Source organism: Rodentibacter genomosp. 1 (assembly GCF_001999285.1).
Taxonomy (GTDB): Bacteria; Pseudomonadota; Gammaproteobacteria; order Enterobacterales; family Pasteurellaceae; genus Rodentibacter.
This window is the reverse complement of record NZ_MLHN01000024.1, coordinates 1-18831: the sequence shown is the minus strand read 5'-3', so window position 1 is coordinate 18831 and position 18831 is coordinate 1. Positions and strand designations below refer to the sequence as shown.

Annotated in this window: 19 protein-coding genes; 11 read left to right on the top strand and 8 right to left on the bottom strand. The window is 41.0% G+C overall.

Features of this window, described 5'->3' with window-relative positions:
- Positions 1–81: 81 nt before the first annotated feature.
- The 5 genes from fusA to BKK54_RS10460 all read right to left on the bottom strand — a co-directional run bounded on the left by fusA (position 82) and on the right by BKK54_RS10460 (position 5442).
- Entirely contained in the window at positions 82–2184 is a 2103-nt protein-coding gene (gene fusA / locus BKK54_RS10480) for an elongation factor G (RefSeq protein ID WP_077543019.1), read from the bottom strand.
- 84 nt (positions 2185–2268) lie between these two features.
- Positions 2269–2739: a 30S ribosomal protein S7 gene (rpsG, locus tag BKK54_RS10475; protein ID WP_018356117.1), complete on the bottom strand. Its 471-nt coding sequence runs from the start codon at positions 2737–2739 to the stop codon at positions 2269–2271.
- A gap of 155 nt (positions 2740–2894) precedes the next feature.
- On the bottom strand, positions 2895–3269 hold the full coding sequence (gene rpsL / locus BKK54_RS10470; protein ID WP_005543325.1) for a 30S ribosomal protein S12: 375 nt from the start codon (positions 3267–3269) through the stop codon (positions 2895–2897).
- A gap of 424 nt (positions 3270–3693) precedes the next feature.
- Entirely contained in the window at positions 3694–4905 is a 1212-nt protein-coding gene (locus BKK54_RS10465) for an NADH:flavin oxidoreductase/NADH oxidase family protein (protein WP_077543018.1), read from the bottom strand.
- Positions 4906–5133: 228 nt separating this feature from the next.
- Positions 5134–5442 carry an ArsR/SmtB family transcription factor gene (locus tag BKK54_RS10460; RefSeq protein ID WP_077543017.1) on the bottom strand — a complete coding sequence of 103 codons (309 nt, stop codon included), beginning with the start codon at positions 5440–5442 and terminating at the stop codon, positions 5134–5136.
- Positions 5443–5696: 254 nt separating this feature from the next.
- Here BKK54_RS10460 and dusA point away from each other — a divergent pair, with 254 nt between their 5' ends.
- Positions 5697–6680, top strand: coding sequence for a tRNA dihydrouridine(20/20a) synthase DusA (dusA, locus tag BKK54_RS10455; protein ID WP_077543016.1), 984 nt, complete (start codon positions 5697–5699; stop codon positions 6678–6680).
- A 298-nt stretch (positions 6681–6978) separates the two neighbouring features.
- Here dusA and BKK54_RS10450 read toward each other — a convergent pair whose 3' ends face one another.
- From BKK54_RS10450 to mobA, 3 genes are read right to left on the bottom strand one after another with little or no spacing between them, the layout of a single operon-like run.
- Positions 6979–7734 carry a DeoR/GlpR family transcriptional regulator gene (locus BKK54_RS10450; RefSeq protein WP_077543015.1) on the bottom strand — a complete coding sequence of 252 codons (756 nt, stop codon included), beginning with the start codon at positions 7732–7734 and terminating at the stop codon, positions 6979–6981.
- A gap of 46 nt (positions 7735–7780) precedes the next feature.
- On the bottom strand, positions 7781–8344 hold the full coding sequence (locus tag BKK54_RS10445) for a rhomboid family intramembrane serine protease (protein ID WP_077543020.1): 564 nt from the start codon (positions 8342–8344) through the stop codon (positions 7781–7783).
- A gap of 12 nt (positions 8345–8356) precedes the next feature.
- The gene (gene mobA, locus BKK54_RS10440) at positions 8357–8932 is read right to left on the bottom strand and encodes a molybdenum cofactor guanylyltransferase MobA (protein WP_077543014.1); all 576 of its coding nucleotides are present in this window, start codon (positions 8930–8932) and stop codon (positions 8357–8359) included.
- Between the two features lie 66 nt (positions 8933–8998).
- On the opposite strand from mobA, the gene BKK54_RS10435 reads away from it, so the two are divergent.
- The 10 genes from BKK54_RS10435 to BKK54_RS10390 form a co-directional block, all read left to right on the top strand.
- Positions 8999–9265, top strand: a complete 267-nt coding sequence (locus BKK54_RS10435; RefSeq protein WP_077543013.1) for a YihD family protein — start codon at positions 8999–9001, stop codon at positions 9263–9265.
- Between the two features lie 9 nt (positions 9266–9274).
- A complete protein-coding gene (gene dsbA / locus BKK54_RS10430) occupies positions 9275–9880 on the top strand; it encodes a thiol:disulfide interchange protein DsbA (protein WP_077543012.1) in 606 nt (201 codons plus the stop codon).
- Between the two features lie 56 nt (positions 9881–9936).
- The gene (locus BKK54_RS10425; protein WP_077543011.1) at positions 9937–10272 is read left to right on the top strand and encodes a DUF413 domain-containing protein; all 336 of its coding nucleotides are present in this window, start codon (positions 9937–9939) and stop codon (positions 10270–10272) included.
- 138 nt (positions 10273–10410) lie between these two features.
- Positions 10411–11502, top strand: coding sequence for a tRNA (uridine(54)-C5)-methyltransferase TrmA (gene trmA / locus BKK54_RS10420; protein WP_077543010.1), 1092 nt, complete (start codon positions 10411–10413; stop codon positions 11500–11502).
- On the top strand, positions 11484–12257 hold the full coding sequence (locus BKK54_RS10415) for a class I SAM-dependent methyltransferase (protein ID WP_077543009.1): 774 nt from the start codon (positions 11484–11486) through the stop codon (positions 12255–12257). Before trmA ends, BKK54_RS10415 begins: the two co-directional genes overlap by 19 nt.
- Complete coding sequence (locus BKK54_RS10410) at positions 12251–12694, top strand: SoxR reducing system RseC family protein (RefSeq protein WP_077543008.1); 444 nt, start codon at positions 12251–12253, stop codon at positions 12692–12694. Before BKK54_RS10415 ends, BKK54_RS10410 begins: the two co-directional genes overlap by 7 nt.
- Positions 12695–12992: 298 nt before the next feature.
- Positions 12993–13214, top strand: a complete 222-nt coding sequence (locus tag BKK54_RS10405) for a hypothetical protein (protein WP_077543007.1) — start codon at positions 12993–12995, stop codon at positions 13212–13214.
- 168 nt (positions 13215–13382) lie between these two features.
- The gene (gene mobB / locus BKK54_RS10400; RefSeq protein ID WP_077543006.1) at positions 13383–13895 is read left to right on the top strand and encodes a molybdopterin-guanine dinucleotide biosynthesis protein MobB; all 513 of its coding nucleotides are present in this window, start codon (positions 13383–13385) and stop codon (positions 13893–13895) included.
- A complete protein-coding gene (locus BKK54_RS10395) occupies positions 13892–15283 on the top strand; it encodes an MDR family MFS transporter (RefSeq protein ID WP_077543005.1) in 1392 nt (463 codons plus the stop codon). The genes mobB and BKK54_RS10395 overlap by 4 nt, the downstream gene beginning before the upstream one ends.
- Positions 15284–15458: 175 nt before the next feature.
- Positions 15459–18831 (top strand): ESPR-type extended signal peptide-containing protein (locus tag BKK54_RS10390; protein WP_158074629.1); only part of this gene is annotated, 3373 nt, incomplete at its 3' end.

Genomic DNA, 18831 nt, shown 5'->3' with positions numbered 1-18831 from the left:
AAATTTTTCTTTAGACATTGCTAATATTTCCTAAAAGTGCGGTACAAAATCGAAATATTCTATACCGCTGGTTTACAAAAATTATTTTTTACGCGCTTCAATAACTGCAGCAGCAACGCTTGTTGGTGCTTCAGCATATTTTAACGGTTCCATTGAGTATGATGCACGACCTTGGGTTTGTGAACGTAAGTCTGTTGCATAACCGAACATTTCAGAAAGTGGAACTTCTGCGTCAATTTTAACAACAAATTCGTTCGCTTCTTGACCGTTAACCATTGCACGACGACGGCTTAAATCACCGATTACATCACCAACATACTCAGGTGGTGTTTCAACTTCTACTTTCATGATTGGCTCTAGTAGAACCGGGTTTGCTTTTGCGAATGCCGCTTTAAAGGCTAAAGACGCAGCAAGTTTAAACGCAAGTTCGGATGAGTCCACATCATGGTATGAACCGAAGTGTAAACGAACACCAAGGTCAACTACCGGATAACCCGCTAATGGACCAGATTTAAGTTGTTCTTGAATACCTTTGTCAACAGCAGGGATGTATTCACCAGGAATGACACCACCTTTGATTTCATTAACAAATTCGTAACCCGGACCTTCAGGCTCTAATGGATACAAGTCGATAACAACATGACCGTATTGACCACGACCACCAGATTGTTTTGCGTGTTTACCTTCTACATCATTCACACGGGTACGGATAGTCTCACGGTAAGATACTTGTGGTTTACCGATATTCGCTTCCACTTTGAATTCACGTTTCATACGGTCAACGATGATATCCAAGTGTAATTCACCCATACCTGAAATGATGGTTTCACCAGATTCTTCGTCAGTGTGAACGCGGAATGAAGGGTCTTCTTGTGCAAGACGACCTAATGCAATACCCATTTTTTCTTGGTCTGCTTTTGTTTTTGGTTCTACCGCAACAGAGATTACCGGCTCTGGGAATTCCATACGTTCAAGGATGATTGGTGCTTCAATTGCACACAATGTATCACCGGTAGTCACATCTTTTAAGCCGATTGCCGCAGCGATATCGCCAGCACGAACTTCTTTGATTTCTTCGCGTTTGTTAGCGTGCATTTGAACGATACGACCAAAACGCTCACGTTTTTGACGCACTGAGTTTAATACGGTATCACCAGAGTTAATGACACCAGAGTAAACACGGAAGAAGGTTAAGTTACCTACGAATGGGTCAGTTGCAATTTTAAACGCTAATGAAGAGAATGGCTCTTCATCGCTTGCATGACGTTCACCTTCAGTTTCATCCGGATTAATACCTTTAATTGCTGGAATATCTGTTGGTGCCGGTAAGTATTCAACCACAGCATCAAGCATTGCTTGAACACCTTTGTTTTTAAATGCAGAACCACAGGTTACTAAGATGATTTCATTCGCTAATACACGTTGACGAAGACCTGCTTTGATTTCTTCTTCAGTTAAGTCTTCACCGCCAAGGTATTTTTCCATTAATTCTTCAGAAGCCTCAGCTGCAGCATCCACAAGATTTTGACGCCACTCTTCACAGTCAGCAACCATGTTTGCAGGGATGTCTTCATAAGTGAAGGTCATACCTTGGTCAGCCTCGTTCCAGTTGATCGCTTTCATTTTGATCAAATCAACAACACCGGTAAAGTTTTCTTCTGCACCAATTGGAAGTTGAAGAGGTACAGCGTTAGCACCTAAACGGGTTTTTAACTGTTCAACTACACGTAAGAAATTTGCACCGGTACGGTCCATTTTGTTAACAAACGCAATACGCGGAACTTCATACTTATTCGCTTGACGCCATACGGTTTCTGATTGTGGTTGAACACCGCCTACGGCACAGTAAACCATCACCGCGCCATCAAGAACACGCATAGAACGTTCTACTTCAACAGTAAAGTCTACGTGTCCCGGCGTGTCGATAACGTTAATACGGTGTTGTGGGAATTGTTGAGACATACCAGACCAGAAAGCGGTGGTTGCCGCTGAGGTGATGGTGATACCGCGTTCCTGTTCTTGTTCCATCCAGTCCATTGTTGCCGCACCATCGTGTACTTCACCGATTTTGTGGCTCACACCTGTATAGAATAAGATACGTTCAGTAGTAGTCGTTTTACCCGCATCAATGTGCGCACTAATACCGATATTGCGATATCTTTCAATAGGAGTTGTACGTGCCATTATTATAACCTTGTTTAGTTTAATATCTGTTTATATAAGGGTAAGGCTTCATCAATGATGAAGCCCTTTAAATTCATAAGCTTATTACCAACGGTAGTGAGCAAATGCTTTGTTCGCTTCAGCCATGCGGTGAACGTCTTCACGTTTTTTCACTGCTGCACCTTTGTTATCAGACGCATCTGATAATTCATTTGCAAGGCGTAAAGCCATTGATTTATCACCACGTTTACGTGCTGCTTCTACAATCCAACGCATACCTAATGCGTTACGACGAACCGGACGAACTTCAACCGGTACTTGGTAGGTCGAACCACCAACACGACGAGATTTAACCTCTACTGTTGGACGCACATTTTCAAGTGCGATTTCAAAGGCTTCTAAAGGTTCTTTACCTGTACGCTCAGATAGGGTTTCTAATGCACCGTAAACGATGGATTCAGCAACGGATTTTTTACCGTCTACCATGATTACATTAATAAATTTTGCAAGTAATTCTGAACCGAATTTCGGATCTGGAAGAATCTTGCGTGGTTCAATACTACGACGACGTGGCATTGCGAATTTCTCCGTATTTTAATCTTCAGGATATCCAAAACTCATCAGCAATCTTCCTTTTAAGGAATTTTGCAGCGCAGTGCGCTTTTGACTGGAGTTTATGGTTTAAATTGTTTTGCTAATTTAGACGTTTGGCCTTACTTAACGGAGAACCATTAAGCTTTAGGACGTTTAACGCCGTATTTAGAACGACCTTGTTTACGATCTTTCACGCCTGCGCAGTCTAATGCGCCGCGTACTGTGTGGTAACGCACACCCGGTAAGTCTTTAACACGACCGCCACGGATTAATACAACGCTGTGCTCTTGAAGATTGTGACCTTCACCACCGATATAAGAAGTTACTTCAAAACCGTTTGTTAAGCGGATACGACATACTTTACGTAACGCTGAGTTAGGTTTTTTAGGAGTTGTAGTATATACACGAGTACATACACCACGTTTCTGCGGGCAAGCCTCTAATGCAGGAACGTTGCTTTTTACAACCTTTTTCACACGCGGTTTGCGTACTAGCTGGTTGATAGTTGCCATTAAAAAAGCTCCAGTTTAAATGTTATTCAATAATAGAATGTTGTTCAAAAAATCTACTTCAATACAGAAATAGACGGCAAATTCTAATCATTATGGCATTGCTTGTCAATAAACAATGAGGAGGATCGTTATTAGGATCCTTGAGCTTGGTGACCCAAAAGAGCGGTCAAATTTTAATGATTTTTACGGTATTATGCAGCAGTTGCACAAATTTGTTCTGTTTTTGGGTAGATTGTAGGGACACGCTGTGTGTCCGTTATCAAATCATTTCAATAGATTAAAATTCGGACACACGCAGTGTGTCCCTACAATGTCGGTGAAATTTCTATTTTGTGTATTTGTTACATAATACCGGATTTTTCACTGTCTATTTTAGGCTCTAAGGAGAGTATTGGTTGAGTTCTCATACTTACTTAATACGTCATCAAGCCCGACTATTTTTCAATCCGGCTTTACCGCTTTGCCAAAGTGTGCGGAATAAAATATACCATGCAGAGACCGTTGGTTTCGGTGATTTACCCCTGCCAAGACGTTCCATTTGGTACATATACCACCCCATTTCTAAAATTGAACCCAGTTGGCCATCAATTCTCTTTACACCGGTACGAATAGGACGTAGTTTTACCGTTTGATAAATGCCTTGTTCAATTTGATTAGGCAGATCTGGCACCAGTGTCAATGGACGGGCAATGCCCACAAAATCTAAATCACCCTGTGTGAGAGCATCGCTCATCGCTGTTTGGGAACGAAAACCACCGGTAATAATGAGTGGCACGTTTGTGACTGCTCGTGCTTTTTTAGCATAATCTAAGAAAAAAGCTTCACGTTTTTGACTGCTTGGCTTGTTAGAAAGCATTGCCGGACTTTCATAGTTTCCACCGGAAATTTCAATAAAATCAATACCGAGTTCACTCATTTTTTCGATCACCAACACGGATTCATCTTCATCAAAGCCCCCTTTTTGAAAATCAGCGGAGTTTAATTTCGCTCCCACTAAAAAATGAGGTGTCGTAGTGGCACGAATAGCATGATAAATTTCCACTAAAAAACGCATTCGGTTAGTTAAACTGCCACCCCATTCATCTGTACGGCGGTTGTGATGGGGCGATAAAAATTGGCTGATTAAATAACCATGTGCACCATGAATTTCCACACCGGAGAAACCGGCTCGTTCGGCTATACGGGCTGTTTCGGCAAATTTTGTGATCAAGTCCCGAATTTCGGTGGTTTGTAATTCTCGTGGAGGATGAAAGAAATTCTCCATTCCACTCAGAGGAACCGCACTTGGGGCAACGGGTTGTGGTGATATATTTTTGGGAGATTGTTTGCCAGCGTGATTAATTTGCATAATTAATAATGCATCCTTTTGTGTACCGGCAGCCGCCCAACGTTTAAGCATCGGTAAATCACGTTCATTAGTTAATACCACATCATTAGGTGAGCCTTTGCCATCTTCGCTCACCATAACATTACCGGTTAATAGCACACCGGCACCTCCTTTTGCCCATACATCGTATAAGTGAATGAGTTTCTCGCTCGGGCGATTATCTACAGCCAGTTGTTCTTCCATAGACGCTTTAAAAAAACGATTTTTGGCTTGTGTGCCATTTGTAAAAGTAAAAGAGGTAAATAACATTTGATTTTCCTTTTGTTTATAGGTTTAAAAACATAAACTTATTTAATAAAAAATTTTTCGATATTACGTACAAATACAATGTCATTGTTATAAGCCTTAATATCCTGCCGTGAGTATCTAAAAATAAAGAAATTTCAATGCGCTAATATTTTGGAGGAGAGGTATCACTCCTTACTTTTACCCTAGAATACCCATTGTACAGCTGAGACATCATATCAAGTCGTAGGATTAAGAATTGGGGCAGTGAAATGCGAGAAGTTGGGTAAGCTGAGTAAGTTTCATTATAGCATCTTTCATCGCAATACAATAAAAGCGTTCTTTGCCTACGGGTTCCACATTGACAACACCGGCTTGTCGCATAATTTTTAAATGATGTGACACGGCAGGACGTGAAAGATGGAGACGCTCCGTTAAGTCATTCACATTCATTTTTCCATTTTCAAGTAAAAGACGCAGAATATGATGGCGATTTTCATCACTCAATACAGTAAATACAGGGATGCATTCTCGCATTAACATCATCGTTTGTTGAGGCATAAGATTACATTTTAATAGGTTTAAAAATTTAGACTTATTATAATGGCAAAAGGAGAATTAGCAAGCTAAGAATCGAATTTAAAGAAATGATAGGTGCTTTGGGTTCTCTTTTTGAATAGTAGGAAGTCTGTGCTTGATTTCCCCTATTATTGTCTCCATAATTCCGCCTCACTTAAATCCCTTTTATTATTTCGTTGCTCGGTACAAGTATTTTGAACAGCGGATCGTCGCAACGATAAACAAGAGAAATAAAAATGCCTCAAAATCAACCGCACTTTTATCGTGGTCGCTTTTCTGTTGCGCCAATGCTTGATTGGACAACTCGCCATTGTCGTTATTTTCATCGTCAATTTTCGCAACGTGCTTTGCTTTATACAGAAATGGTGACGGCTCCGGCGATTATTCATGCCAAATATGATCTCTTGGATTTTGATTTGCGTGAAAATCCGGTTGCCTTGCAATTAGGCGGAAGTGATCCCGAACAGCTTAAATATTGCGCAAAACTGGCGGAGGAACGGGGATATCACGAAATCAATCTCAATGTAGGTTGTCCCTCTGATCGGGTACAAAACGGGATGTTTGGTGCTTGTTTAATGGCAAAGGCCGATTTGGTGGCAGAATGTGTTGAAAAAATGCAACAAGCGGTGAATATTCCTGTGACGGTGAAAACCCGTATTGGTATTGATGATCTCGATAGTTACGAATTTTTATGTGATTTTATTGAAAAAATACAAAACAAAGGCTGTCAGGAATTTATTATTCACGCACGTAAAGCATGGCTTTCCGGATTAAGCCCGAAAGAAAATCGTGAAATTCCCCCTCTTGATTATGAACGTGTCTATCAGTTAAAACGCAACTTTCCTCATTTGAAAATCGTCATTAACGGTGGCATTAAAACCATCGAAGAGGTGAAACAGCATTTGCAATTTGTCGATGGGGTGATGGTGGGACGTGAGGCGTATCAAAATCCGAGTTTACTCGGTCTGATTGATCAGGCGTTGTTTGATTCTAATATGCCAATTGTTACTCCAAGGGAAGCGGTGTTGGCAATGTTGCCTTATATTGAAAAACAACTTAGTCAAGGCGTTTATCTCAACCATATCGTTCGTCATATGCTAGGTGCATTTCAACATTGTCAAGGCGCACGCCAATGGCGTCGTTATTTAAGTGAAAATGCCTTCAAGCAAGGGGCTGGAATTGAAGTGGTAGAAAATGCACTTGATTTTGTCAAAAATTAAAGAAAATGGGCTAAAAAATGTGACGAGTTTCACAAATTTCAATATTTTCTCTTTTCATCTTTCCTTATCCGCCGGATAATGGGGAGTACGATTTGAGAGGGAATCTCGTCGTATTTCTTGATCTATCAGGCTTTCCTTGACACCTCAAGTATCTTTCCCCCTTACCGATAAATAAGTTTTTTACACAGTTTCGTTGTCTGTTATAACCCTGTTTTGTTTTTTTGGATTGGTCTTAACCGCATTGGTTTGATATGGATATCAAAAAAACAAAAGTGCGGTTAGAAATAACCGCACTTTCTCACTGGCACACCACTAATTTGGTTTGGGTTTCCTGCAAATATTGACTTATAGAAAATGGCACTTTATCGGTAAATAAATATTCCACGTCACTTAGCTCCCCTAAACGTACAATTGCTTGTCGGGTAAATTTTGAATGGTCGGTGACAAGTAATGTTTGACGTGAACTTTCAATAATCGCCCGTTTCACTTGCACTTCGTGGTAATCATAATCAAGTAATGAACCATCGGAATCAATGGCACTGATTCCTAGAATGCCAAAGTCTAAACGGAATTGGGAAATAAAATTTACTGTTGCTTCACCGATAATACCGCCATCCACACGCAATGATCCCCCTGCCATTGTAATTTCAAAACTTTCATTTTGACGGAGAAGATGTGCCGCATTAAGATTATTAGTGACAATGCGTAAACGCTCATGATTCAGTAGCGCATTTGCCACGGCTTCCGGGGTTGTACCGATATCAATAAATAATGATGAACCGTTTGGGATAAACTTCGCCACCGCTTGCGCAATACGGTTTTTTTGTGAAGAAAAGAACTGTTTTCGGTCGGTATAATCGGAATTTTCCGCTGAAGAAGGCGAAGCTGCCCCACCGTGATGACGGCGGATTAAATCCAATTCTGCAAGAATGTTTAGATCTCGACGGATTGTTTGAGGGCTCACTTCCAAGAGATTCACTAAATCTTCGGTACTTAAATAACCATATTGACTGACTAATTCTATAATTTTTTGATGACGAATGGACTGTTTCATTCTTGTATCCTTTCCGTGAAAAACCTTTACACTCTACCTGATTCCGCTAAATTTTACTATCAATGAATCCCCAAACTAATCCTATGATCAACCCTGAAATATGAGCGGCATTACCAAGGTGAATATCAAATAAAGGGCTCACAAAACCAAATGCCAGTCCGACTAATAACATCATGAAAAAACCTTTGGGGAGCTCAAAAATATTGGCATTAAGTTTATCAACAATAAAAACATAGCCTAATATGGCATAAACCACCCCCGATAGACCAAAAAAATAAGGGCCTGAGAAATAATTTTGTATTACCCCACTGACAATGGCAGAAAACAAAAAAATGAGAAAAAGTTTCATTCCTCCAAAATGGCGTTCAATCATACCGCCAAATAACCAAAACCATGATAAGTTCGCAATAATGTGAATATTAGACAAATGCACAAAAGAATGCGTAATGTAACGCCAAAGTTCCCTATCCTGATCAACATAAACAGGGTAGTGGAAAATTTCCATCAGGTTTTCTTCAAAACCGATTTGCTGTAACAAATACACGACTAGGCAAATTGCCGTGATGATATGTCGAGGGGTGAAATAACGGGATAAATAAGCGTGTTGCATCATGAATTGAACTCACGGGTTTTTATGTAAATCATCTAGGGTATTAAAATTGACAAACAGTCCTTCAGCACTGCCAAAGTTGACGGCTTTTCCGCCGTTTGCTTGTATAAATTGCAATAATTTGCGTTCGCCAGCGGCAAGATAAAGGCGAAGTTTTTCTTTTAATTGAACAGACATTAAACAAAATGTGGGATGCATACGTTCTTCATCGCTGGCATAGACAACAAAAGTGCGGTCATTTTCTAACGCACTTTTAAATTTTGTCAGTAGATTTTTTGGAAAGAAAGGGCTATCGCAAGGAGTGAATAGCACAAAATCCGTCTTGGCTTTTTCAAGTCCACTTAACATACCGCTTAATGGCCCTTGGAAATCCGCTAATTCATCGCTAAACACGGGAAAACCGAATTTGGCGTAGTCGGGAAGGTTTCGATTAGCGTTAATCGTAATATCAGCGAGCTGAGGTTGTAAACGCTCAATCATGTGTTGGATTAACGGTTTTTCATACCAAAGTTGCAAACCTTTGTCCCTCCCCCCCATTCGACGAGCCTTTCCTCCAGCTAAAATAACCGCACTTATTGTGATTGTCATATTTTATTCTGTTGCTATTTCAAGTATCATCTAGCCTTATTTTTCTATATAGGAAAGGAAATAGCAATGAAATGTAAGCGTTTAAATGAAGTTTTGGAACTTTTACAGCCCTATTGGTCTAAAGAGCCGGATTTGAGTTTAATGGAAATTTTGCAAAAAATTGCGAATGAGTCCGGTTTCAAAAAGCCATTAAATGAATTAACTGATGAAGTGATTATTTATCAGTTAAAAATGGACGGCACGGATAAATACGAACCTATCCCCGGGCTCAAAAAAGACTATGAAGAAGATTTTAAAACGGCACTGTTAAAGGCTCGTGGCATTATTAAATAAGGAAAGAAAATGAAAAAATTTTTACTTGCATTAGGTGCATTAATTTCAGTAAACGTACTGGCGGCAGACTTACAAGAAGGTAAACAATATATTCAAGTGAGCCAACAAGCCACAGTACAAAAAGAAGTGATTGAATTTTTCTCTTTTTATTGCCCCCATTGTTACTCTTTTGAAATGGAATACCACATTCCTCAACAAGTCAAAGATAGTTTGCCGGAAGGCGTTGTCTTTAAACAATACCACGTGAATTTTTTAGGACGCGAGTCTGAAAACTTAACCCGAGCTTGGGCGTTAGCCATGGCGTTAGGGGTAGAGAATAACGTCAAAGCCCCTTTATTTGAAGCCGCGCAAAAAGATCGTTTAAAATCAATGGACGATATTCGTGCTATTTTCTTAGATAACGGTGTAACAGCAGAACAATTCGATGGGGGAATCAATAGTTTTGCGGTAAATGGATTAGTGAACAAGCAAGTGAATGCGGCTACTCAATTTGATGTACGTGGCGTGCCGGATTTTTATGTCAATGGAAAATTCCGTGTGAATCCTCAAGGCTTAAATTATGATGATTTTGTCAAGGATTATGTCGAAACCGTAAAAGGTTTATTGCAAAAATAACGAAAAATTGGTTTAATGCGTGCCGTTTTTAACCAATGAAATAAAGAGAGATGATCATGGCTGCAAGTTTTAGTGTTACTCGTCGTTTTTTTGACGATAAAAACTATCCACGCGGATTTTCGCGTCACGGAGATTACACCATCAAAGAATCACAAGTGCTTGAACAATACGGTCAAGCGTTTAAAGCCTTGGATTTAGGTGAACGTGAACCGGCAACAAAAGAAGAAAAAGAGTTTGTTGCATTCTGTCGTGGAGAACGTGCTCCGGAGACTTTCTTTGAAAAAACATGGCATAAATACTGCACTCGCATTAGCACGACCAAACGTGTTTACACCCTCTCGGGGGATGTGAGTGAGGCGGCATCCGGTGGTGATGATTATTCCGGCGAATAAGATTCATGCAAAGGCAGGCGGAAGCCTGCCTTTTGTTTTTTAGATAAGCGTGAAATTCACAATTGATAATTTCTATCGCCTATTTCTCATACGTGAATGAAGTTATCCGCACATTCTACTGATACTATATAAATTGCTATGCAACTCCCTACTTCCCAATACATCGAATTACTGCAAAAAAAACAAGAGAAACTGACCGCACTTTTGCGTCCATTTAATGCGCCAACAATCCGGCTATTCGATTCTCCGGTCAGCCACTATCGTATGCGGGCTGAATTTCGCATTTGGCATGAACAAGATGATTTTTATCATATTATGTTTGATCAAAGCACACGTAAACCTTACCGAGTGGACGAATTTCCTATCGCAAGTCGGCTCATTAACCAAATGATGCAAACCTTGCTCCCTTTGCTCAAACAACAAGAAATTTTGTACAAGAAATTGTTCCAAATTGATTATCTCAGCACGTTGAGTAATCAAATGATTATCAGCCTTTTGTATCACAAATCGCTTACAGAGGAATGGCGACAATCAGCGGAAAAGTTAAGGGGGCAGCTCATTGAGCTAGGTTTTGATGTTCAATTGATTGGGCGAGCAAGTAAACAAAAAATTTGCCTTGAACAAGATTATGTTGATGAAATCCTACCGGTGGCGGGGCGAAATTATGTGTATCGTCAAGTAGAAAACAGTTTCACCCAACCAAACGCCGTGGTGAATTGTAAAATGTTAGAATGGGCAATAGATTGCACTGCAGGGAGTGAAGGCGATTTACTCGAACTTTATTGTGGGAATGGCAATTTCTCGATTGCCTTAGCACAAAACTTCCGTAAAGTCCTTGCCACGGAAATAGCGAAACCCTCTGTGGCAGCGGCACAATTTAATATTGCAGCAAATAACATCAATAATTTGCAGATTATTCGCATGTCCGCCGAAGAATTTACCCAAGCGATGAACGGTATTCGTGAATTTAATCGTTTGAAAGGTATTGATCTCAAATCCTACGAATGCAATACGATTTTTGTCGATCCCCCTCGTGCGGGGCTTGATCCTGACACGATAAGATTAGTGCAAAATTACGATCGCATTTTGTATATTTCCTGCAATCCATACACCTTATGCGATAATTTGCAAGAACTGTCTAAAACCCACCGTATTGAAAAAGCAGCGTTGTTCGATCAATTCCCTTATACCGATCATATGGAAAGCGGCGTATGGCTAATTCGCAAGTAGGTATTCAACTTATTTCGGCATCCACCGAAAAAACATGGGCAGAATTGACCGCACTTTGTGCGGAAAAAGGCATTGTTCACGATGATAAAAGCCCCCTTGCCTTGGTACAAACAAATGAACGTTTGGAATTACGTAAATTAGATGAACCAAAACTGGGGGCAGTTTATGTGGATTTTGTGGGGGGAGCGATGGCGCATCGCCGAAAATTTGGCGGAGGACGGGGTGAAGCGGTAGCCAAAGCAGTCGGAATTAAGGGAAATGAATTGCCAACTGTGATTGATGCCACTGCAGGATTAGGGCGTGATGCCTTTGTCTTAGCCACTATTGGTTGCCAAGTGCGTTTGGTCGAACGTCACCCCGTTGTGCATTTACTGTTGCAAGATGGCTTACATCGTGCCTATCAAGATGAAGAAATTGGGCAAATGCTACAGCAAAATTTGCGTTTATTAACGGTTCGCCATATCAATGAATTAACTTCTGAAACGGCGTATGCCGATGTGGTTTATCTTGATCCTATGTATCCACACAAACAAAAATCCGCCTTGGTAAAAAAAGAAATGCGAGTGTTTCAGCATTTAGTTGGAGCAGATTTGGATGCGGACGAACTGCTAGCCCCTGCGTTACGATTAGCTCGAAAACGAGTGGTAGTAAAACGCCCTGACTATGCGGAATTCCTCGCCAAAAAATCACCGCACTTTAGCCGTGAAACGAAAAATCACCGTTTTGATATTTATTTGGGAGAAGCACAATGTTAAAAGAAAGTGCGGTTGTCATCAGCTATGAAAATGGTATAGCAAAAGTAAAATGCCAATCTCAAAGTGCTTGCGGACAATGTGCGGCAAAAAACAGCTGTGGCACGTCAAGCCTGTCCGAACTCAACGGCAAACGTGGCGAACATATTTTCTATATAGAAACCATCATCCCTCTGCGTGAAGGGCAAATCGTAGAAATTGGCTTAGAAGAGAAATCCATGCTCTATTCCGCCTTATTGATGTACATTGTGCCACTTATTGCTTTACTTATCGCGACCCTATTATCCCATTACATCAGCGAAAATGAATTGATCCAAGCCCTTGTTATTTTTCTTTTTACCGCCCTTTCTTTTATTTTCATTAAACGCTATACCAAAAAACTAGGGCGACAAATAGAATTTCAGCCGATCTTATTACGTGTACTTTCCGGCATTATGTAGCAAATGCACAAAAATAGAAATTTCACCGACATTGTAGGGACACACTGCGTGTGTCCGAATTTTAGTATATTGAAATGATTTGATTTTATAACGGACACACGCAGTATGCCCCGACAAGCTAACCCAAAAACAGATTCGTGCAACTGCTACATAATGCCGGTACTTTCTTGAAAATGTAGAAAAATTTAACCGCACTTTTAATTTTTTCTGCGAAGTTCCTCGCAAATTTGAATATTGGGTAAAGTAAAAGAACATAAAATTAAGCAAAATTCCGCTTTTCTTTAAAACGGAGAAAATCATGTTTAATTTATTCCGCTCAACCATTGAGAAAAGCTCATTATCAGCTTGGTCAAAACTCACAGATGATATTGCAAAAGTTGTTATTCTAGCGATGCCTGTTATACTCTGTGACGAAAACTCCCTTTCTTTTAAAGGGGTTAATATTGCTTTTTTACTTATCATTACTTATTTTTGTTTAGTGATGGGACGAGAACTTCGCCGATTATCGGAGGATAAATAATATGGGGCTTACAATTGGTCTTGGCATTATTGCATGAATGGCTGTTGTTAGTGCTATTTGGGTAAAGCATCTCGCAAAAATTCACGATAAATATCATCAACCCCGATTTATCGTTTTTTTACTGTTTGAAAATCGTTAAAGTGTGGTCATTTCTAAGGTTATTTTTATATGCGTGTTCAAATTCCCCTTCTTGGTATCACCGGTTATAGCGGTAGTGGTAAAACGACATTATTAGAAAAACTGATTCCCGAGTTAATCACTCGTGGGCTCCGTGTTTCCGTGATTAAACACAGCCATCATAATGCCCAAGTGGATAAGGAAGGGAAAGACAGTTGGAGAATGAAAGAAGCCGGCTCTGCCCAAGTGATAATGGCTTGCGATAACCGTTGGGCGATGATGACAGAAACGCCCTCACCTGTTTCACTTGATTATCTGGCTCAACAGTTTGATCGCACATTAACAGATTTAATTCTCGTGGAAGGATTTAAACAAGAACCGATCCCGAAAATTCTTTTACATCGCCAAGAAATGGAAAAGCCTTTGCCGGAAATCGATAGCAATGTCCTTGCCCTTGCCACCAATTATGCCCTTGAAACCGACCGCACTTTGTTAGATATTAACCGAGTTCCACAGATTGCTGATTTTATTGAAACTTGGTTCAAGTCACAGGAAGTAAAATGACAGAGATTCGCCCTTATCGAGGTTTAGCCAGAGTGGCAGCAATGGCACTTTTTATGCAAAGTCTTGATGCCACTATTTTAAATACGGCATTGCCGACCATCGCCGCCGATTTGCACGCCCCGGCATTTGAAATGCAAATGGCGATCATTGCTTATTCCTTGGCTGTCGCATTATTTATTCCTCTTACCGCATGGGCAGCAGCAAAATTTGGCACACTCACGGTATTTCGCAGTGCGGTTTTTATATTCACCTTTGGTTCAGCTGCCTGTGCCGCCGCACCTAACTTGGACATACTCATTCTTGCTCGAGTAATTCAGGGGATTGGGGGCGCATTTATGATGCCGGTTGCCCGCTTAGCGATCATTCAATCTGTTCCTAAACATCAGCTTCTCAACGCTTGGAATTTAATGGCAACGGCAGGGTTAATCGGCCCAATCCTCGGCCCTATCTTAGGTGGCTGGTTGGTCATTCATGCCACTTGGCACTGGATTTTTTTAATTAATATTCCCATTGGTATATTAGGCATTTTCGCCTCCGGTCGCGTAATGGACAATATCAAAGGCGGTGAAGAAAGGCTGGATTGGAGCGGTTTTTTATTATTTGCCCTAGGCTTAGTGGGATTAACGCTCGGTTTGGATTTAATGGGAGAAAGTCAGCGAAATTTGGTTTTGACTTATGGTTCGCTTATTCTCGGTATGGGTTTATTGACTCTTTATGTTATGTATGCAAAAGGGAATGAACGGGCAATTCTACCGCTTTCCTTATTTCGCACGAGAACATTTAGTTTGGGGATTCTCGCCAATTTATTTATTCGCTTCTCCGCTTCCGGTATACCCTTTTTATTGCCGTTAATGTTTCAACTTTCTTTTGGTTATAGCGCAGAAATGTCCGGTTGGCTGCTTGCACCCATTGCGTTAATGTCGGTGATATTTAAAACCGTTATCGGGCGTATTCTGAATAAGTTTGGCTATAAAACAACCCTGATTTCATCCGCACTTTTAATGGCGCTAGGGATAATTGCAATGGCATACTTAGATAAGCAAAGTGCTCTAGGCTGGATTATATGTAACCTAATGTGGTATGGCGCTTGTATGTCGATGATTTTTACCGCAGTGAATACATTAACGGTAGGCGATCTTTCTCAAACTCAAGCCGGTGCCGGTTCAACGCTACTAAGTATTGTGCAGCAGGTAGGTATCGGCTTTGGGATAGCCGTCTCATCTATTATTTTGAATTTTTATCGCCAACTTTTTGGTCATGAAGGGGAATTATTGCAACAGGCTTTCCGCTATACATTCTTAACCTCATCTGTTTTTGCCATCGCACTCGTCTGGACATTAGCTAAATTACACAAAACGGATGGCGATCATTTACGTGGACAGGCTTAGCGTGGTTGGTTAGACCAGATAATTCTTGTCTGGATTTATGGTTATTTTTTTCTATACTCAATATTGAAATTGCGTTAGTATTTGTAGAGATTTTATACAGAGTAGGAATAAGCTCTTCGCAGTGTTTTTAGGTTGGGCTTGAAACGATGTTAGTAGTTTAAAGGAACGTGAATTTATGAACAAAATTTTTAAGGTTATTTTTAACCATACCACCCAGACTTGGGCGGCAGTATCAGAGTTAGCGAAAGGCCATTGTAAATCTTCTTCCAATAATACTGTGGAAGTTTCTGAAAGTAGGGAAGGTAAGTTCCCATCTGTTGGGGGGATTAAAATTATTGCCATGATATCTGCAATGATGATGGCGCCGAATGCTATTGCTGTAAAAGCTAAGCCTAACGAAATTAAATGGGTAAATAGTGAGGGTACATCTATTGCAGCAGGAGATGCCAACGGAGATGCGAATGCGATTGCCATTGGTCGTGATAACGTTGGTCATCAGAAACACGAGTCTGCCCGAGCTTGGGCACCTGGTGCTATTGCGATTGGTACAGAGTCTCAGGTTGGGAAGAGAGTCACGGATGAGGAGTCGCGTGGTGGTATTGCAATCGGGTTTAATGCGACTACGTATGGAAAACGTGGAGTTTCTATTGGTACTAGCTCATTTGCGAATGGCGAAAACGCTACAGCAATAGGTGGAAATGCCAATGCAACCGGTGAAGGCGCTTCAGCTCTAGGGGCAAATACAATCGCAAATGGTGAACGCGCTACTGTTGTGGGAGAAAATGCCAATGCAACCGGTAAAGGTGCCTCAGCTATGGGGGCAAATACAACGGCAAATGGTGAAAACGCTACAGCGGTAGGTGGGTATGCCAGTGCAACAGGTGACGGAACCCTAGCCCTAGGGGGAAATTCAACCGCAAGTGGTGCAGGTGCGACGGCGGTTGGTTTTAATAGCACAGCCAATAAATTAAATAGTGTTGCATTAGGGAATAGTGCCCAATCCATCGCAGATAAAACTATTGTTATCGGTGCTGAGGCAAAAGTTCTAGCAGAAACCCATAGGGAAACGGTTGTGATTGGGTACAATGCAACAGGAAATAGTCAAGAATCTGTCGTTATTGGTGCAAATGCGCAGACTAGAAATCTCCATTCAACTGCTATTGGTATTAATACATTAACAAGTTCTCAATACGCAACAGCCATTGGTGCGGCTGCTAAAGTCATTGCAGATTCAAAATATGGCACGGCATTAGGTGCAGGTTCAGAAGCTGGCTCAAAGAATACTGTTGATGATTTAAAATTTAACAATAGTACAGGCGTTGCAACAACCGCAACTATTGCTGCGAAAACAGCAAATAGTGTACTTTCTATTGGTAATAGCAGCCATAAACGTCAAATTGTTAATGTGGCAGCGGGGCGTGTTTCTCAAGATTCTACCGATGCAGTGAATGGTAGCCAGCTCTATGCGGTAATGAAAAACTCAGGCTTTAATATCCAACAAAATGGCAGTACAAAATCTCGTATTAATAATGACGGTTTAGTGAATTTCACTGATGGCAGTTATACAACCGCAGTGGTGACTGATGACAATAACAGCCCATCTGTCAAAATGAATGTGGTGACACAAGATATTTCTACTAATGCAATAGGGGTGACCAGTGTGTCAGGTACATCAGGTTTAACCACGGCGAAAACCGTATCAGATGCTATTAACAATGCCCTCAATAATTCTAGTTTCTTCATTAAAGCTAATGATGATGCAGGTGAGAAGATCACCCGAAATGGCTCGATCAATATTGCCCAAGGGAAAAATATTAATGTAGAACGTAGCGGTAGCAAAATTACCATTAAGACGGTTGACAATCCAAAATTTACTAATGTTGAGGCAGGTGGTTCATTAACGGTGTCAGGTAAGTCAAATTTACGCGGTGATATTCTACTTGGAGGTGAGGGAAAAAGGGTTACTTTCCAAGGAAATTCTACTGTAGATATGGGCGGTAATAAAATTATTAATGTGAAAGCCGGTACATCGGCAAAAGATGCGGTAAACAAAGAGCAACTTGATGTAGTAAACACCATTGCTACTAGTGCCAACAATATGGCGACTCTCGCCAATAACACGGCAAATGTAGCGAGTACGACAGCAACAAATGCTAACAATACAGCGAACACTGCGAATGCAACAGCAACGAATGCCAACAACACGGCAAATGCTGCAAACACCACAGCAACAAATGCTAATAATATAGCGAACACTGCGAATGCAACAGCAACGAATGCCAACAACACAGCAAATGCCGCAAATACTACGGCAACAAATGCTAATAAGATTGCGAACACTGCGAATGCAATAGCAACGAATGCGAAGAGTACCGCAAATACTGCATTAGAGAAAGTCAACAAAGGTTGGAATATTGCGACGAGAGGAAATGATGGTACTAATTCAAGTGCTAATGTTCAGATGGAGGAATCCGTCACTATCGTAGCAGGGAAAAACCTCAACGTGACTCAAAGTGATAAAGAGATTACATTGGCAGTGAGTGACTCACCTAATTTCACAAGCATAACAACAACGAATGGTGCAACCGTTGGGGGAGATTTAGTTGTAAATGGTCGTACAACGGTTAAAGACCTCACGGCGAGTGGAGACACTCAGTTAGGGAATGTGTCATTAGGGGCTAACTCTAACTTTAATGCAGGCGGAAACCGCTTAACAAATGTTAGTGCCGCAACTCAAGATAATGATGCAACAACGTTAAGCCAAGTAAAAGGTTTGATTTCAAATGCAACCACAAATGCAACGAATATTAATACAACCAACTTAAATTCAACCGATGGTACATTTAACTCCACTTTAACTTCTAAAGGTGAAACCACCCTATCCGGAAATACAACAGTGGGCGGAAAAGATAAAACTTTCAATATTGCTAACGGTACAACCGTCAATATGGGCGGTAACGTGCTCACCAATATTGCAGAAGGGACGAATGCAACGGATGCAGCGACTAAGGGGCAGTTAGATAAAATGGCTCAAAATATCACGAATAATTTGACCGCACTTTCTAACAATCCGTTGACTTTTACCGGCAATTCGGGAAGTACAGCCCGTAAACTTGGTGAAACGCTGACGATTTCGGGAGACAAAGCAACAGCCGGTACTTATAGTTCCAAAAATGTGAACACCGTCGTGACGGACGGAAAAGTTGAAATCCAAATTGCCGAAAACCCGGAATTTGAAACGATGTCTACCACAGGCAATGCCAATATTGGTGGTAACCTGAATGTAAACGGGGCAACCACAACCAAAGATTTGAAGGTCACGAATAATGCCAATGTTGAAAAAGATCTAACGGTAGGCGGAAATAGCACGGTTACCGGAAACAGCACAGTGAAAGGTGATTCAACCGTTAATGGCGATAGTGTGGTGAAAGGAAATTCGACTGTTGAAGGCACGACCACAACCACAGATCTTAATGTGACAAATAATGCTACGGTTACAAAAGATCTAACGGTAGGCGGAAATAGCACGGTTACCGGAAACAGCACAG